Raw genomic sequence first — 16,089 nt, 5'->3', positions numbered from 1 at the left:
ACCGCAAGCAGTCCCGCTCCCAGATTTAATTACTAGTTACTAACTACTTACTTGTACGGTGGTGCCGTGGTTGACGACACCTGGGCCGGCTTGGCCGACCAATTTGCCGACGGGGCTTACGCCACCGTGAAGGGCCGCGTGCGCACCTACGTGCTGCACCGGCAGCTGCTGGAGCATCTCCCGGCGCCGCCGGCACCCGTGCTCGACGTCGGAGGCGGCGCGGGCCACCAGTCGTTCCCGCTGGCCCAGGCCGAATACGAGGTGACGCTGCTGGACCCCTCGCCGGCGATGCTGGAGAAGGCCGGGCAGCGCCTCGAGCGGCTGCCGGAGGAGGTCCGGCGGCGGGTGAAGCTGGTGCACGCCGGCGGGGAGAACGCCGTCGAGGCGGTGAGCGGCCGGCGTTTCGCCGGCGTGCTGTGCCACGGCGTGCTCGGGTACCTCGACCACCCGGAGCCGGTGCTCGACCAGCTGTGCCGGTCGGCCGAGTCCGGTGGCGTCGTCTCGATCATGGCCGGGAACGCCAGGGCGGGCGCGGTGCGCCCGGCGATGGAGCGGCGGTGGGAGGACGCGCTGGCCGCGTTCGACGCCCGGAGCGAGATCGGTGTGCTGGGCCTGCCCACCCGGGCCGACACGGTGGAGGAGCTGGGCGAGCAGCTGCGCGAGCGTGGTGTGGAGCCACAGCGGTGGTACGGCGTGTGGCTGTTCGTCGACTGGCTGGAGTTCGGCGGGGCCGAGCTGGACCCGGCCGATGCCGAGCGGGTGGCCGCCGTCGAGCTCGAAGCCGGCCGGCGCGACCCGTACCGCCAGCTCAGCCGGGTCTTCCACCTGTTGGGCCGCAAAGGCTGACGCCGCTCAGTCCCGGCACCGAGGTCGGTCGGTCCGCCGGCCGGGGCGTCAGCACCGAGGTCGGTCGGCGGGGGCATCTGCACCGAGGCCCGGTCGGTCCTCGGCCGAGGCGTCAGCGGAGCACCCGGGGGCCGATCTGGTGGGCGAGCTCCAGGGCCAGCTCCAGCGCGAGCCGACGCTCGCCCGGTGGGTGGCCGAGCAGCTCGGTGACCCGGGCGACGCGTTGCAGCACCGTGTTGCGGTGGGTGTGCAGGCGGGCGGCGGCCCGCGGCGCGTTCTCCGCCTCGTCCAGGAACACCCGCAGGGTCTCTCGCAGCCGGGTGGCGGACGGGGTGTCGGCGGCGAGCGGCCCGAGGGTGCCCGCCACGAACTCGGCGGCGCGGGTCTGGTCCTGCGCGGCCAGCGCGGTGACCTCCAGGTCCTGGTGGAAGGCCAGCCGGTCCCCGTCCCGGTGCCCGGCGAGCAGGCGCTGGATGGCCAGCGCGGACGCGTGCGACCGGCGGAACCCGGTGATGCCGGCCAGCGTGGGGCCGACCGCGACCCGCACGTTCGGCCGCGCCCGGGTCATGGCCTCGCGCAGCGCGCCGGTGGCCGGCTCGCCGTGGCTGCCCAGCCAGGCCCACAGCGTGGAGGTGCCGGCCGGGAAGGTGAGCGGGCGGTGCGCCCCGGCCGCCCGGGCCAGCAGGGTCGCCGCGGCCTCCAGTGCGCCCTGCACCTCGCCGGCCGGCTCGGCCCAGAGCACCAGCGCGGTGTGCCGGCGCGCCAGTTGGTAGCCGAGCCGCTCGCTGGCCTGCTGCCGGTCCATGGGGGCGCCGTCCAGGATCAGCCGGACCGCCTCGGTGCGCCGGGCCAGCGCGCCGCCGAGCACCTCCTCGCGCTCGCGCTGCGCCTCGGCGATCACCCGCCCCAGCACCTGGTCGACGTACTCGAACACGTACTTCGACGAGCTGGTGAGCAGCTCCACCAGTTCGGGGCCGGGCGGCACGACCCGCGCCGCGCAGTCCATCCAGCGGTTCCACACCACGTTCTGTCCCCGGCGGTAGGCCTGGAACAGCACGTCCAGGTCGACGCCCCGGCGGACCAGGGTGCGCGCCACGTCCAGCGCCTCGGGCGGCACGCCGGCCGGCGGCGGCCGGCCGTCCCGGCGGGCCAGCGCGCTGAGGATGCGCCGGACGTTGGCCCGGTTGCTCGCGGACATGTCCATGGCGATCGCCGTGTCCGCGCCCAGCGCCGGGGTCAGGTCTATCTCGGCGGCGTCCATCTCTTCGCCGATCTCCTCGAGGTCCGCCAGCAGCAGCTCGGCCACGTCGCCGAGCAGCTGGACTGTGCGCTCGCCCATGTCCATGCATCAATTATGAGCGGTCGTACATGTCCGAGGCGACCCGTCGCCCATAGTGTCGAAGGCAGGCAACGAACCCTCGACGCGGAGGAGACGACCGTGAGCACCAGGCATGTGGACGTGTTGATCGTCGGCGCCGGCATCTCCGGCATCGGCGCCGCCTACCACCTGAAGACCGGTGCGCCGGGCCGGACGTTCGCCATCCTCGAGGGGCGCCAGGCCATCGGCGGGACCTGGGACCTGTTCCGCTACCCGGGCATCCGCTCCGACTCGGACATGCCCACCTTCGGCTTCGGCTTCAAGCCGTGGACCAACGAGCGCTCCATCGCCCCGGCCGACGCGATCCTGGCCTACCTGCGGGAGACCGTCGCGGAGTACGGCATCGACCGGCACATCCACTTCGGGCACCGGGTGCTGACCGCCGAGTTCTCCTCGTCCACCGGCCGCTGGACGGTCACCGCGCGCACCGAGGACGGCGAGCTGGCCCGGTTCAGCGCGCGCTTCCTGTTCTCCGGCACCGGCTACTACGACCACGCCGGCGGCCACACCCCGGACTTCGAGGGAATCGACGAGTTCACCGGCCAGGTGGTGCACCCGCAGCTGTGGCCCGAGGACCTCGATTACACGGGCAAGCGCGTGGTCATCATCGGCAGCGGCGCGACCGCCGTCACCCTGGTGCCCTCGATGGCCGGCCGGGCGGGGCACGTCACCATGCTGCAGCGCTCGCCCAGCTACATGCTGTCGCTGCCCGCCCAGGACCCGATCGCCAACGCGCTGAACCGGCTGCTCGGGCACCGCCGCGCCTACCCGGTCATCCGGCGCAAGAACATCGCGCAGCACCGGGCACTGTTCCGGCTCTGCCGCAACCAGCCCAAGCTGATGCGCCGGCTGCTGATGGCCGACGTCCGCCGGCGGCTGCCCAAGGGCTACGACGTGGACACCCACTTCGGCCCGCACTACGACCCGTGGGACCAGCGCCTGTGCATGGTGCCCGACGGCGACCTGTTCAAGGCGATCTCCAGCGGTGCCGCCTCGGTGGCCACCGACCGGATCGACCGGTTCACCCCGACCGGCATCCGCCTGGTGTCCGGCCGCGAGCTGGAGGCGGACATCGTGGTCACCGCCACCGGCCTGAACATGCTCCCGTTCGGCGGCATCGACCTGCACGTGGACGGCCGGCGCGTGGACCCGGCCGAGACCACCGTCTACAAGTCGATGATGCTCACCGGGGTGCCGAACTTCGCGTTCGCCATCGGGTACACCAACATCTCCTGGACGCTCAAGGTGGACCTGGTGTGTGAGCACTTCTGCCGCCTGCTGGACCACATGGACCGCACCGGCGACGCCACCGTGGTCCCGGTGCTGGACGACCCCGAGATGGAGCGGCTGCCGCTGTTCGACCTCAGCTCCGGCTACGTGCAGCGGCGGATCGGGCTGTTCCCCCGGGGCGGCACCCGGGGCGTGTGGACCGCGGCGATGGCCTACGAGCAGGACTCCGCCCGGCTGCGCCACGGCCCGGTCGAGGACCCCGCGCTGCGCTTCGCCCCGGCCACCGCGAACGAACTGGCCGCGACCGGATAGCTCCTCGGGGCGGCTCCCGGGTGAGCTGTACCGCCGTGCAGGTGGATGCCCCGACTAGTGCTGGCCCGGGCGAGATTCCACCACCGTGCCTAAAACGGCGGTGGCTCGGGTTCTGGTTGTGGTGGTTCTGGTTCGGTGATGCGTTCTCCTCGGGTGTGGTAGCGGCGGCCGAGTGGGCTGGTCCAGGTGAACCGTCCCGGCCGGGGCTGGGCGACCCTCCAGCCTCCGTCGTGTTTGAGTTGGTGGTCGTGATGACAAGCTGGTCCCAGATTGGCGCGGGTGGTGGCGCCACCGTGCTGGTGGCCGTGGGTGTGGTCCTGCTCGGACTGCGTGGCTGGTCGCCGGCATCCCGGTGCGCTGCAGGTGCGGTCGCGGATCTGCACGTGCCGGCGTAACGCGGTTCCCGGGAACCGCCGCTCAGGGGCGTTATCCAACCGGGCTTTCGGATCGCCTCGAGTGTGTGCGCACTGGGTAGCGATGTCGTTGATCACCGCAGCCCACTCGGGTGGTGGGTCTTTGGTGAGCCGGGCCAGTGCGGTGGCGGGGATGGCGAGTTCGACGATCCCGCCGTCGGCGTGGTGAGTGGGTGGGCCGGTACTCGGCCGGTGTCGGGTGAGGCCTTCGGTGATCAGGTAGCCGTCGTGGTCGGTGATGACCCAGCGCCACTGCCCGCGATGCTGACGGGCCACCGCCCGACGGGTGACCGAGGCCAGGATCGGGCCCCACCCGGGTAGTTCTCCGGGTAGCTCGTTGACCCCGGCCAAGCTGTCGAGCCGGGCGCGGACCTCGATCCCGGCGACCGGCCCCGGGTGCCCGCCCACACGGGTCGCTGGCCGAGGTGGCGCGGCCGGCTCAAGATCGCCCGGCCAGCCGTCTTCCGGCTCGCCACCGTCGGGTCGGGCGCTGGCCGAGTTCTCGGTCTCGGCGGTGTCGGCCGGTGGGACCTCGGCGAGCAGCGCCGCGATCATCTCGGTGCGGGTGAGGTGGTGGAAACGGCCATCCAACAGCCGCAGGTAAATGTCAGCGCGCAGTTGGTCGACCGGACCCGGGTGCCCGGCGCGTTTGGCCGCGCGGGCCAGTTGGGCGATGCGTTCGGTCGCGGCGGCGGCCTCGTCCGGGGGCAACCCCGAAGCGGTGATGGTCGCGGTGCCGTCCGGGTTCAGGTACCCGACCACCGCGCGCCCGGCCAGCGCCTGCTCATAGGTAACCCGCGCTCGCTCCGGGTCGCCGGCGAGGATGATCTTCAAGATCCGGGCACGCAACTGCCCGGTGGCCAAACCCGGCGCTTCGGGCAGCAACGCACCCAACACCTTCGCCACCAGGTCGCCGGGCAGCCCGGCCAGATGCTGGGCGAACACCAACGCCCGGCTCCGGTCAACCAGCCCGGCCAACATCTCGGCATGCACCGCCGGCAACGCCCGGCACACGTCGTGCGCGAACTCCGACTCGACCACCGCCCGTCGGGGAGTCAGGGCCAGCGCGGCCCGCACCTCGTCAGGGGCGAACCGGTCCGGCTCCGGTAACCGCGCCACCGAATCCGCCCCGGCGTCCGTGTCCCGTTCCAACACCGACGCGATCGCGGCCAGGCGCAGCGCTTCGGTGTGCGCCAGCTGCCGGTCACACGCCTGTAGGTACTGGATGATCGACCCGTTCGGCACCGACCTCGGGTCGGCCGAGTCCAGGGCGGCAGCCAGTTCTGGCCCGGCGGGGAGACCCGCCAGCCAGTCGCCGAGCACGGTGCCGTCGCTCATACGTTCGATTATAACCTGGTCCACCGACAGCTTGTGTTTCGTGGTCATGCCGCGGCATCGGCCCAGGCCAGGCGGATAGCCTGGATTTCTAGCGGGGTCGCCGTCAGCTGCCTGGTGTGCACGATATTGGGCGGCGATCAACACGCGACGAAGCTTGACGAGCATGTCCTGGTAGACGCGGGTGCGGTTGCGTGCTTCGCCGACGCCGGTGGTGTGTTTGGCATCGGAGAAGGTGACCTCGATGGCCCAGCGGGCGGGGCAGAGTGTCGGATCGAAGCATTAGTAGCCGGAGAGCAGGCGTCGTAGGCGGAGCACGGTGTCGTGGGGGCCGGTGGCTTGGAGCCGGGTGGCTGGTGTGGGTGAGCGTCCCCAGAGGAGTAGGAGGCGTGCTTCTTGGTCGCCGCTGATGGTGGGTTCGTCGGTTGGGTCGACGATCTCCATTGTGGGTACGGTGCCGCTGATTGTGATGTGTAGGTCGGGTAGGCCTTCGGTTCGTATCCGGGCTGACAAGCCTGACAGTTCGGCTCCGTATTTGTTGATGCCGCGTGCGCACAGTGGCTTGGGGCCGATGTTGGTTACGGCGTGTTTGAAAAGGTCGAATTGTTGTAGCAACTTCATGTTGGTTTCGTCGTCGCCGTATATGTCCCATCGGTGGATTGCGCATTCGTTGCGCAGATGGGAAAGGAATGCGTCGACGCGCATCCATCGGCCGGTCCACCATAGTGTGGCGTCTGGTTCTTCGTCTATGACAGCGTGGATCTCCTGGCGCATGCGCTGTTCTTCGCGGTCGACGATGTTGAGCAGTTGGGGTGCGCTGAGTTCTCTGAATGGTGCTTCACGCTCTTCGAAGCTGCGTGTCGTGGTCAGCGGTGTGCCCGCGGCGTAGGCTTGGACGTGGCGGATTACTTCCTCGTAGATGCCTGCGAGGTGGGCGCCGGTGTCGTGCACGGTCCATTCCGGGCAGGCGGTCAGCGCGTGTGGTGGCGTGTCCTGCAGCGCGGTCAGGAACTCTTCGGCTTCTGTCGGCCGTGTGGTCGATCTTGTCATGGCGTACACGCTAACGGCGAAACATTTCGGCCCAGGCCGAAATGAAAGGGGCACCGCAGTCGCCCCGACTCGGTCTTGACCGCCGACTACTCGGCGAGCACCTTCTTCCGCCTGTTTCGAACGCGAGGAGGACGCGGTGCTGTTCGACATGCCGCACCGGCTCGACGCGCCGCGGGAGACCGTCGCCGAGCCGGACGGCTGGTCCGCCTCCGGGAGGCACTGCTGGAGCACGCGCGCACCTGGGAGGCCGGCGATCCGGTCCGCTGAGCGTGACCCATTCTCGTGGCATTCAGTGACAAGTGGCACTCGATGCCACTAATCTCCACCCCATGACAGACCTCTACGCAAACGCCACCAAGTTCTATATCGACGGAGCGTGGGTCGCCCCCAGCTCTTCGGAGCGCCTGGACGTGATCAACCCGGCGACCGAGGAGCCGGTCACCCAGATTGCGCTCGGCACGGAGAAGGACGCGGAGCTGGCCATCGCGGCGGCGAAGAAGGCGTTCGACTCCTGGTCGCGGACGACCAAGCAGGAGCGCCTCGACGTGCTCAACGCGGTCATCGCGGCGTACCAGAAGCGGATGGGCGACCTGGCCGAGGCGGTCACCGCCGAGATGGGTGCGCCGGTGATGCTGGCGCAGCGGGCGCAGGTCCCGGCCGGCCTGGGGCACCTCATGACGGCCGCCAAGGTACTCGAGGGCTACGAGTTCGCCGAGAAGCGGGGCGGCACCACGCTGCTGCGGGAGCCCGCCGGGGTGTGCGGGCTGATCACGCCGTGGAACTGGCCGCTCAACCAGATCACCTGCAAGGTCGGCCCGGCGCTGGCCACCGGCTGCACCATGGTGCTCAAGCCCAGCGAGGTGGCCCCGCTGAACGCGGTGATCTTCGCTGAGATCCTGGCCGAGGCCGGCGTCCCGGCCGGGGTGTTCAACCTGGTCAACGGCGACGGCCCGACGGTGGGCAGCGTGCTGTCCTCGCACCCGGACATCGACATGGTCTCCTTCACCGGGTCCACCCGCGCCGGCATCCAGGTGTCCAAGGCAGCCGCCGAGACGGTGAAGAAGGTGTCCTTGGAGCTGGGCGGCAAGTCGGCGAACATCGTGCTCTCGGACGCCGACCTGGCCTCGGTGGCCAAGGGCGCGATCAGCCAGTGCTTCCTCAACACCGGGCAGAGCTGCAACGCCCCGACCCGGCTGCTGGTGCAGGCCGACCAGTACGACGAGCTGGTCGGGCTGCTCAAGGCCGAGGCCGAGAAGGTCACCACGGGTGACCCGGGGGAGAAGACCACGGTGCTCGGCCCGCTGGTGAGCAAGACCCAGTTCGACCGGGTCCAGTCGCTCATCCAGGCCGGCATCGACGAGGGCGCCACGGTCGAGGCCGGCGGCACCGGCCTGCCGGACGGGCTGGACAAGGGCTACTTCGTGCGCCCCACCGTCTTCGCCGGGGTCACCCCGGACATGCGCATCGCGCAGGAGGAGATCTTCGGGCCGGTGCTCTCGGTGCTGCGCTACTCCGACGAGGAGGAGGCCATCAAGATCGCCAACGACAGCGAGTACGGCCTCTCCGGAGCGGTGCAGTCCGGCGACCCGGAGCACGCCTTCCGCGTCGCCTCCCGGATCCGCACCGGCATGGTGCACCTCAACGGCGCCCCGCTGGACCCGACCGCACCGTTCGGCGGCTACAAGAAGTCCGGCAACGGCCGCGAGTGGGGCCAGCTCGGTTTCGAGGAGTTCACCGAGGTCAAGGCCGTCATGGGCGCGCCCGCCTGAGATGACCGAGTTGGGGCTGCGGGAGCGGCGGCAACGGCGGCAGCGGGCCGAGCTGGTCTCGGCCGGCATGCGGCTGTTCGCCGAACGGGGATTCGACGCGACCACGGTGGACGAGGTCGCCGACGCCGCCGGGGTTTCCCGGCGCACCCTGTTCCGCTACTTCGGCAGCAAGGGCGACATCGTGATGGAGTGGGCGCGGGGCACCACCTCGCTCCTCACCGCCGCGCTGCGCACCCGCCCGCTCGCCGAGGAGCCGCTGACCTCGCTGCACGCGGCGTTCGCCGCCATGTGCGCGAGCATTGGCGGCTCCTCGGAGGACATCCGCTCGGTGATCGAGATGATCGAGCGCAGCCCGAGCCTCCGCCCGTACAGCCTGCTCAAACACGCGCGCTGGGAGGACGCGCTGGCCGAGCTGCTGGCCGAGCGGCGGCCGGAGCTGGACCCGATGCGGGCGGCACTGCTGGCCCGGGTCTCCGTGGCTGCCTTCCGTACCGCGCTGGACGAGTGGCTGCGCGCCGCGCCGGGGGAGGCCGACCCCCTCGCGGAGGTCAACCGGGCGTTCGCGCTACTCACCCGCCTGTGCCCGGCGGATGCGGCAGGCGAACGGTGAACCAGTAGAGCCGGGTGATCTGGTCCGCGCTCTGGTTGTCGTCGCTGACCAGCAGCAGCCGCAGCGCGCCGTCCGGGTCCCGGCCGAGCACGGTGGCGCCCTCGATGTTGTCCAGCAGCGGGTTCACCTGGGGTTCCGGGCTGGTGGCGCCCATGGACGGGCAGCTGGCCAGGTCGGCCAACTGGGTGTTGCCGATCGACGGGGTAGCCGCGTCGAGCCGGTCGGTGCCGCTCACGTCGGGCGCGCCGGCCGGGTCGGCCAGGTAGAGCTGGACGGTGTTGCCCGTGCCGCGCACGAAGCCGCGTTCCAGCACGAGCAGCCGCCCGTCCCCGGTCGGGGCGAGCTCCGAGACGCCCGCCGACGGCAGGTGCATCCGGTAGGCCCACTGGGCGGCCGGGGTGAAGCGGCCGTCCGCCGACCGGGTCCAGGTCTGGAACCGGCGCAGCATCGGGTCGTCGCCGGACAGCGGGCCTTCCATCGAGGCGACCAGCGTGCCGTCCGGCCGCGGCGCGATGCCCTCGAAGGTCCCGTTGGTGACCGCCCGTCCGGCCGGGGCGACCAGCAGCGGTGCCGGCACCGGCAGCCGGTCGAGCGGCTTGCCGTCGGCGGTGTACCGGCGGATCGACGGCTCGGTCTCCGAAGTGATCAGCAGGGTGCCGTCCCGGTCCCTGGCGATCGCCTCGGAGTCCAGCGGCTGGCCGTTCTCGTCCGTCAGCGGCACTGCGGCGACGGGTCGGTGGGTGCGGCCGTCCAGGGTGAACAGCACCGAGCGGTCGGACAGCGCGAGGATGCCGCCGTCCGGCTGGGTGGCCAACCCGGAGAAGTTGCCGACGAAGTGGCCCTGGAAGTCGGTCTGGTCCAGTTCGTCGGAGAACCCGTCGATCCGTACCGAGGGGGAGCAGGGGCCGGGTTGGGCGGGCGCGGCGCTGGCCGGCGGGGGCGGGCTCGAGGTGCCGCAGCCGGCCACGACCCCGAGCAACAACAGTCCGAGCGGGATACGGGACTTCACCGGACAATCATGCAGTGCCGCGGGACCGGTCCGCGTGGCGGCGGACCTTCGTCCGGTTGCCGCAGGCGGCCATCGAGCACCAGCGGCGCCGCTTGCTCGGCGACGGGTCGAGGTACATCCACGAGCAGGCTCCGCAGATCCGGATGTTGCGCCGGTCCGTCCCGATGAGCAGCGCGCTGGTCGCCAGGCCGAGCCGGAGTCCGATCACTTCCAGGCCCGCCGAGGTCAGCGGGATCGACCAGACGTCGGGGCCGGCCGGGTCCGGGGACAGCCGCGCCGCCGCGTGCGCGGCCCGCAGGTCGGCCTCCACCCGCGCGCGGGCCTCCGGAGGTGCCTCGACGCCGTCGATCCCGGCGAGCAGGTAGGCGTGCAGCGCCTCCCTCTGGGCGCGCAGGCGGGCGACGGCATCCGGCCCGCCGGGCCCGGGTGAGCCGAGTAGGCGCCCGGCCTCGGCCTGGTCGACCACGCCGGCGGCCCGGGCCCAGCCGACGGCGTCCGGGTAGTGCGGCAGGCGCTCGGCGTCCCGGTCCTTCGTGCGGCCACCGGCGGTGTTGACGAAGTCCAGGCTGATGTGCCCGCCGACGAAGTTCTTCGCCGTCCAGGTCGTCACCGCCACCTCGCGTCTCGGCCGGGGCTTGCGCCCGGGGCTCGGCTCGCCGTACCGTCTGTACTAACCGGAATCGATAGTGATTGAGGTTAGCATGGCATCAACCGCGCAGGTGGCGGCCCCGAGCTGGGTGTTGCCCGAGGTGTTCGACTTCGAAGGCCAGCAGGTCCGATTCGGCGCGATCGGGCAGGGGCCGCCGCTGGTCCTGGTGCACGGGACGCCGTTCTCCTCGGTGGTGTGGCGCCGGATCGCCCCGTACCTCGCGGACCACCGGCGGGTGTACTACTTCGACCTGCTCGGCTACGGGCGCTCGGAGATGCGCACGGGTCAGGACGTCTCGCTGGGCGTGCAGAACCGGCTGTTCGCGGCGCTGCTCGACCATTGGGGGCTGGACCGGCCGGACGTCGTGGCGCACGACTTCGGCGGGGCGACCGCGCTGCGTACCTCGGTGTTGAACGGCCGGGCCTACCGCTCGCTGACCCTGGTCGACCCGGTGGCCATCGGCCCGTCCGGCTCGCCGTTCGTGCAGGCGGCGCTGCACCACGAGGAGGCGTTCACCGGCCTGCCGGCGTACATCCACGAGGCCTCGGTTCGGGCCTACATCCAGGGGGCCGCGCACCGGCCGCTGGCCGAGGAGGACCTGCGGCTGTACCTCGACCCCTGGCTGGGCGAGCGGGGGCAGGCGGCGTTCTACCGCCAGGTCGCGCAGATGAGCGACCGGTTCACCGACGAGGTGGAGAACCGCTACGGCGAGATCCGCTGCCCGGTCTCGATCCTGTGGGGCGAACAGGATGCCTGGATTCCCCACGACCGCGGCCGGCAACTGGCCGAACGAATTCCGAACGCCGAGTTCCGGCTCATTCCCGAGGCCGGCCATCTAGTGCAGGAGGACGCACCGGAAGCCATCGTGGCGACCGTGCTCGGCCTGCTGTAGCCGACCGAGACTGCTCAGGGTGCCGCGCCGCCGTCGCCCCGCCACTTCTGGCGCGCCTCGCGGATGGTCTGGCCCAGCGTGCCGCCCCACCGGATGAGGCCGAGCACCGCGGCGCCGAGTCCGGTGGCGATCATGAGCAGGATCGGCCAGTTGTCCTTCCACCACTGGCCGGACCGCTGCAGGGCGTTCGCGTTCACGTGTACCCGGGTGACGAAGGCCGTGACCCGTGAGGGATGCTCCGGCGGCATGAGCGCGCCGGTCCCGGGTTCCCGGGCGCTGAGCGCGGGTTGCAGCTCGAGGCGCAGCTGGCTCTCGCCCGGCCGGAGCGCCTTGACCGACCACGACCAGTTGAGCACGCCGGTCGGCGTGAACTGCCGCATGATCCACGACCCGTCCTGGACCTCCAGGCCGTCCCCGACCGGCATCAGCCGGGCGCTCAGCACGCACTGCACGGCCACCGGTTCGCCCTGCGCACCGACGCCGGGCAGCACCAGCTCGGCCGGTTGCGGGGTTTCCCGGATATCCACCGCGGCCACGTAGGTGGAGCTCTGGTTGACCTCCAGCGTCATCTCGCCGGGATGGTCGAACTGCCCGCTCCGCCAGTCCTCCACGCCCTTGTCGCAAGCCTCGACGAACGCCCTCAACCGGTCATCGGCGGTTTCCCGCGTCGCCGGTTGGTGCGGGGCGTCGCCCGACGGTTGTCGCGTCGGGCCGGGAGCCGGAACCACGGTCTCGGTTGGTTGGGGCTCCTCGGTCGGCGTGGTGACCGGAGCCGGAGCGGGCGGGTTCCCGCCGCTTCCGGCGCAGGCCGCCAGGGGCAGTAGGAGCAGGCACACCAGCGCCGGAATCACCGCCGCGGCGCGCGGTTTCGCCCGTCGTCCGCCCGTGGCCATGCCTTCGCCCTCCGCCGCCTGGCCGCTGCGAAGCGCACGCTGCCACACCGGCGCACCACGGGCAGTGGTTGTTACTGATTCTTCACTGCCGTCGCACTTGTTACACCGTTCGGCGCAGGGTCACGCCCGGCCCCGCGCGCACCAGGCGGAGGCGTGGATCTCGAACGGCGCGGGCGGGAGCAGCTGCTCGCACCGGGCCCGGAGCGCCTCGCGCCGCCCCTCGTCCAAGCCCGCGACGTAGCTGCCGGCCGGCCCGACCCCGAGCAGGAACGGGTCCCACCACTCGGCGAAGCCGGTGAACCCGACCCGGACCGTGAGCAGCGACGTCTCGACGTCCCGCAGGCCGGCCGAGGTGAACAGCTCGGCCAGGTGGCCCTCCCGCGCACCGGCCAGCTCCGACTCGTCCCGGGCGCCGGGATCGAGGTCGCGGACCGCCCGCCAGAAGATGGCCAGCGGGCCGGTGCCGCCGGCGTGGTCCCACACGCACGCCGCGACCAGGCCGGCGGGCCGGGCGACCCGGGCCATCTCGGCCAGCCCCGCCACCGGGTCGGCCATGAAGTGCACCACCAGCTGGGCCAGCACCAGGTCGAAGGAGCCGTCGGGGAAGGGCAGTCGCTCGGCGGCGCCGGAGTGCACGTCGACCTGGGGGAGGCGCGCGCGGGTCGCGGCCACGAACGACTCCGAGGGGTCGATCGCGGTGACCGCCTCGGCGCCCAACCGGTCGACCAGCCGGGCGGTGAGCGCACCGGGACCGCAGCCGACGTCCAGCGCCCGCTGACCACGTTGTGCGCCGGCCAGCTCGGCGAACTCGGCCGCCAACAGCTCGGAGTACCGACCCATGAACCGCCCGTAGGCGTCCGCCGCGACGTCGAAGCTCACCCGCCGAATCTACTGCTTGTGGGTGGACGCTTCGACGTGTGTCAATCCCCGTTTCTGGGGTGCCGGTCCAAAGATTGCTCGGACGCCGCACCCGGGCGGTCTCCCGCCGCCCGGTGCGGCCCGTTGCGCTTGGTCAGGGCATCGGCGGCCCTTTCGCTACGCACCGTGACGGCCGGCACGGCTTCCGGGCGGGTCCGCGCCGCCCGTGCTCGCCGAGTGCTGGTTCAGTTCGGTTCGATCATGGGCGGAACCGGACTGAGCTTGCACTCGATGACGACGGCCACGCTGGCCGTTCGCGATCCGACCACGGTCCGTAGCCAGGGCACGAAAGGCGGGCGCAAGGCAACGGGCCGTACCCGAGCCACGGGAGACCGCCCGGCCACGCCGTCCAAGCCGATCTCTAGACCGGCACCGCCGCCCAACTGAAGAAAGGCTCCTGTGGTTGAAGTCGACCTTTGGGGCAGATGGTAATGAGAGATTATTTCTTAGGGTTGTGAGTATTCAGTATGTATGTATCCTGTATACGATCAAGATTCCGCCGGCGAATCGGAGGTCATCAGGATGGGATCGCCTTCAGCTCCGTCTCGCCGGGCCTTACTCAAGGCGGGCGGAACCGTGGCCGCCCTCGCCGCGGCATCCGCATGCGCCCCGTCGGCGCCGGCCCCCGGCGCGCCGCCGGCGACACCACCCGGACCGCGACGGCCGGCGACGGTCAGCGCGAACCCGTTCGGCGCGCCCACCGGGCCGGACAACAACCCCGGCTCGGCCATCACCGCGGTGCCCGGCTCCCGGATCTCGGGGTGGCCACAGCAAACCCGTTCGGAGCTGCTCGCCCGCAACGGCGTGGTCGCGACCAGCCATCCACTGGCCGCGCAGGCCGGGTTGCGCATCCTGCAGGAGGGCGGGAACTCGGCGGACGCGGCGATCGCCACCGCCGCGATACTCGGCCTGGTCGAACCGGAGAGCGCGGGTATCGGGGGCGACTCGTTCGCCATCCACTACTCGGCCGCCGACCGGCGGCTTTACGGCCTCAACTCCGCCGGATGGGCGCCGAGCGGCTGGACCCCCGACTACTTCCGGAGCCGGGGCCACACCGACCCGGTCGCGGGGATGCCCTACACCGGCGTCGACTCGGTGACCGTGCCGGGCGCGGTCGACGGCTGGGACCAGCTGCTCAAACGCTTCGGCAGCCGAGGGTTCGACGCCGTGCTCGCGCCGGCCATCGAGCTCGCCGAGGAGGGCTTCGGCCTCACCGAGCGCATCCACAGCGACTGGGTGGAGGGCGCCGAGCTGCTGGCCAAGGACCCGGACTCGGCGAAGACATTCCTGGTCAACGGCAAGGCCCCCGCCCTGTACTCCCTGGTGCGCAACCCCGACCTGGCGAACGCGTACCGGGTGCTGGCGCGCGGCGGGCGCGACGTCTTCTACCGGGGCGAGATCGCGGCGGCGATCCTGGAGAAGAACGGGCGCCTCGGCGGCGCGTTGCGGGCCGAGGACCTGGCCGACTTCCAGGCCGAGTGGGTGGACCCGATCCAGGTGAACTACCAGGGCTACGACGTCCACCAGTTGCCGCCCAACACCCAGGGCTTCGCCACGCTGATCATGCTGGGCGTCATCGACCAGTTCGGCCCGGTGCTCGGCTACGACCTGGCCCAGCTGGGCCCGCGCGCGCCCCAGTTCTGGCACCTGCTGATCGAGGCGAAGAAGCTCGCCTATTCCGACCTGCACCGGTACAACGGCGACCCGCGCTTCGTAAAGGTGCCGCTGGACATGCTGCTGTCCAAGCAACACGCCGCCGACCTGTGCGGCAAGATCGACCCGAACAAGGCGACGCCGCCGTCGGTCAAGGCGTCTGCCACCCACGGGACGGTCTACCTCACCACGGCCGACCGGTGGGGGAACATGACCTCCTTCATCTACAGCATCTACGACACCTTCGGCTCCGGGCTGACCGTGCCCGGCTTCGGGTTCCCGCTGCACAACCGGGGGGCGCTGTTCTCGCTCGACCCCGCCTCGACCAACATCGTGGCGCCGCGCAAACGGCCGTTCCACACACTGGTCCCGGCGTTCGTCACCAAGGACGGCCGGCCGGTGCTGTCCTTCGGCAACATGGGCGGCAACGTGCAGGCGCAGGCCCAGGCCACCGAGCTGGTGGAGATGATCAACCTGGGGATGAACCCGCAGGCCGCCGGCGACGCCGCCCGGTTCAACCACCACCAGTTCAAGGACTCGGTCGGGCTGGAGCCCGCGCTGCACGAGCTGGTCGGCGGCCAGTTGGCCGCCATGGGCCACAAGCTCCAGGACCCCAAGACCACCAGCGCGGGTGGTTACCAGGCCATCCACTTCACCCCCGCCCAGCCCGGCGAGTGGCCGGGCCAGGCGGCGCCCAACGGTCCGGTGAACGGGATCTACCGGGCGGCGTCCGACCACCGCAAGGACGGTGCCGCCGTCGGCTGGTGATTGACCGCGAGGCCGCGGCGCTCCGACGTGCACCAGCGCACCGAGCTGGTCCGCCTGGACATGCGTCTGCGCCTGCACCTGCTGGACTGGGCCGCCGGCCCGCCGCCGGCCCGCCGCCGGTTCGGTGCGGGGTCGGGTTCGAAGGAGGGCCTGGACGGCGGCGGGCCGGCTGCCCTGCCGCGGTTTGTGGCTACCGGCCGCCGGCCCGGCTACGGGGCGTGACCGGCGCTGGGCAGGTTCGGTTCGCCCTGTTCGTCGAGCGCGACATCATTCTGGTTTCTTCAAGATCGAAGCAGGCTGGTGTCGCACTCGACGCGGCCGGTCGGCCGGGTCCGCCCGCGCGTCTCGACATTTGGTGACGCAG

At 71.4% G+C, this 16,089-nt stretch carries 14 protein-coding genes; 7 read left to right on the top strand and 7 right to left on the bottom strand.

The window, feature by feature from the left end:
* The first annotated feature begins 66 nt into the window (after positions 1-66).
* The gene (locus tag ABEB12_RS05200; protein WP_185062627.1) at positions 67-846 is read left to right on the top strand and encodes a methyltransferase; all 780 of its coding nucleotides are present in this window, start codon (positions 67-69) and stop codon (positions 844-846) included.
* A gap of 112 nt (positions 847-958) precedes the next feature.
* Here ABEB12_RS05200 and ABEB12_RS05195 read toward each other — a convergent pair whose 3' ends face one another.
* On the bottom strand, positions 959-2,191 hold the full coding sequence (locus tag ABEB12_RS05195; protein ID WP_221498213.1) for a helix-turn-helix domain-containing protein: 1,233 nt from the start codon (positions 2,189-2,191) through the stop codon (positions 959-961).
* A gap of 93 nt (positions 2,192-2,284) precedes the next feature.
* On the opposite strand from ABEB12_RS05195, the gene ABEB12_RS05190 reads away from it, so the two are divergent.
* The gene (locus ABEB12_RS05190) at positions 2,285-3,766 is read left to right on the top strand and encodes a flavin-containing monooxygenase (RefSeq protein ID WP_345702581.1); all 1,482 of its coding nucleotides are present in this window, start codon (positions 2,285-2,287) and stop codon (positions 3,764-3,766) included.
* 89 nt (positions 3,767-3,855) lie between these two features.
* On the opposite strand, the gene ABEB12_RS05185 is transcribed toward ABEB12_RS05190, so the two are convergent.
* Together ABEB12_RS05185 and ABEB12_RS05180 are read right to left on the bottom strand one after the other, a co-directional pair.
* Entirely contained in the window at positions 3,856-5,517 is a 1,662-nt protein-coding gene (locus tag ABEB12_RS05185) for an HNH endonuclease signature motif containing protein (protein WP_185062625.1), read from the bottom strand.
* A gap of 279 nt (positions 5,518-5,796) precedes the next feature.
* The gene (locus tag ABEB12_RS05180; RefSeq protein ID WP_185062624.1) at positions 5,797-6,564 is read right to left on the bottom strand and encodes a maleylpyruvate isomerase N-terminal domain-containing protein; all 768 of its coding nucleotides are present in this window, start codon (positions 6,562-6,564) and stop codon (positions 5,797-5,799) included.
* A gap of 329 nt (positions 6,565-6,893) precedes the next feature.
* On the opposite strand from ABEB12_RS05180, the gene ABEB12_RS05175 reads away from it, so the two are divergent.
* A complete protein-coding gene (locus ABEB12_RS05175; RefSeq protein ID WP_185062623.1) occupies positions 6,894-8,333 on the top strand; it encodes an aldehyde dehydrogenase family protein in 1,440 nt (479 codons plus the stop codon).
* 1 nt (position 8,334) lies between these two features.
* Positions 8,335-8,943, top strand: coding sequence for a TetR family transcriptional regulator (locus ABEB12_RS05170; RefSeq protein WP_185062622.1), 609 nt, complete (start codon positions 8,335-8,337; stop codon positions 8,941-8,943).
* Here ABEB12_RS05170 and ABEB12_RS05165 read toward each other — a convergent pair.
* Together ABEB12_RS05165 and ABEB12_RS05160 are read right to left on the bottom strand one after the other, a co-directional pair.
* Positions 8,903-9,952, bottom strand: coding sequence for an esterase-like activity of phytase family protein (locus ABEB12_RS05165; protein WP_185062621.1), 1,050 nt, complete (start codon positions 9,950-9,952; stop codon positions 8,903-8,905). The two genes, ABEB12_RS05170 and ABEB12_RS05165, sit on opposite strands and share 41 nt — an antisense overlap.
* A 7-nt stretch (positions 9,953-9,959) precedes the next feature.
* Entirely contained in the window at positions 9,960-10,562 is a 603-nt protein-coding gene (locus ABEB12_RS05160) for an ABATE domain-containing protein (RefSeq protein ID WP_185062620.1), read from the bottom strand.
* 91 nt (positions 10,563-10,653) lie between these two features.
* Here ABEB12_RS05160 and ABEB12_RS05155 point away from each other — a divergent pair, with 91 nt between their 5' ends.
* Positions 10,654-11,493: an alpha/beta fold hydrolase gene (locus ABEB12_RS05155; protein ID WP_185062619.1), complete on the top strand. Its 840-nt coding sequence runs from the start codon at positions 10,654-10,656 to the stop codon at positions 11,491-11,493.
* 14 nt (positions 11,494-11,507) lie between these two features.
* Here ABEB12_RS05155 and ABEB12_RS05150 read toward each other — a convergent pair whose 3' ends face one another.
* Together ABEB12_RS05150 and ABEB12_RS05145 are read right to left on the bottom strand one after the other, a co-directional pair.
* Positions 11,508-12,386, bottom strand: coding sequence for a hypothetical protein (locus ABEB12_RS05150; protein WP_345702580.1), 879 nt, complete (start codon positions 12,384-12,386; stop codon positions 11,508-11,510).
* A gap of 120 nt (positions 12,387-12,506) precedes the next feature.
* Positions 12,507-13,265, bottom strand: a complete 759-nt coding sequence (locus ABEB12_RS05145; protein ID WP_185062617.1) for a methyltransferase domain-containing protein — start codon at positions 13,263-13,265, stop codon at positions 12,507-12,509.
* A 615-nt stretch (positions 13,266-13,880) separates the two neighbouring features.
* Here ABEB12_RS05145 and ggt point away from each other — a divergent pair.
* Together ggt and ABEB12_RS05135 are read left to right on the top strand one after the other, a co-directional pair.
* Positions 13,881-15,725: a gamma-glutamyltransferase gene (gene ggt / locus ABEB12_RS05140; RefSeq protein ID WP_345702579.1), complete on the top strand. Its 1,845-nt coding sequence runs from the start codon at positions 13,881-13,883 to the stop codon at positions 15,723-15,725.
* Positions 15,726-15,947 carry a hypothetical protein gene (locus ABEB12_RS05135; RefSeq protein ID WP_185062615.1) on the top strand — a complete coding sequence of 74 codons (222 nt, stop codon included), beginning with the start codon at positions 15,726-15,728 and terminating at the stop codon, positions 15,945-15,947. It abuts the gene before it with no gap.
* Positions 15,948-16,089 lie beyond the last annotated feature (142 nt).

The organism is Actinospineispora eucalypti (assembly GCF_039543365.1).
GTDB classification, from domain to species: domain Bacteria; phylum Actinomycetota; class Actinomycetes; order Mycobacteriales; family Pseudonocardiaceae; genus Pseudonocardia; species Pseudonocardia eucalypti.
The sequence above is the reverse complement of the archived record's forward strand: the minus strand, read 5'-3'. Positions and strand labels throughout refer to the sequence as shown.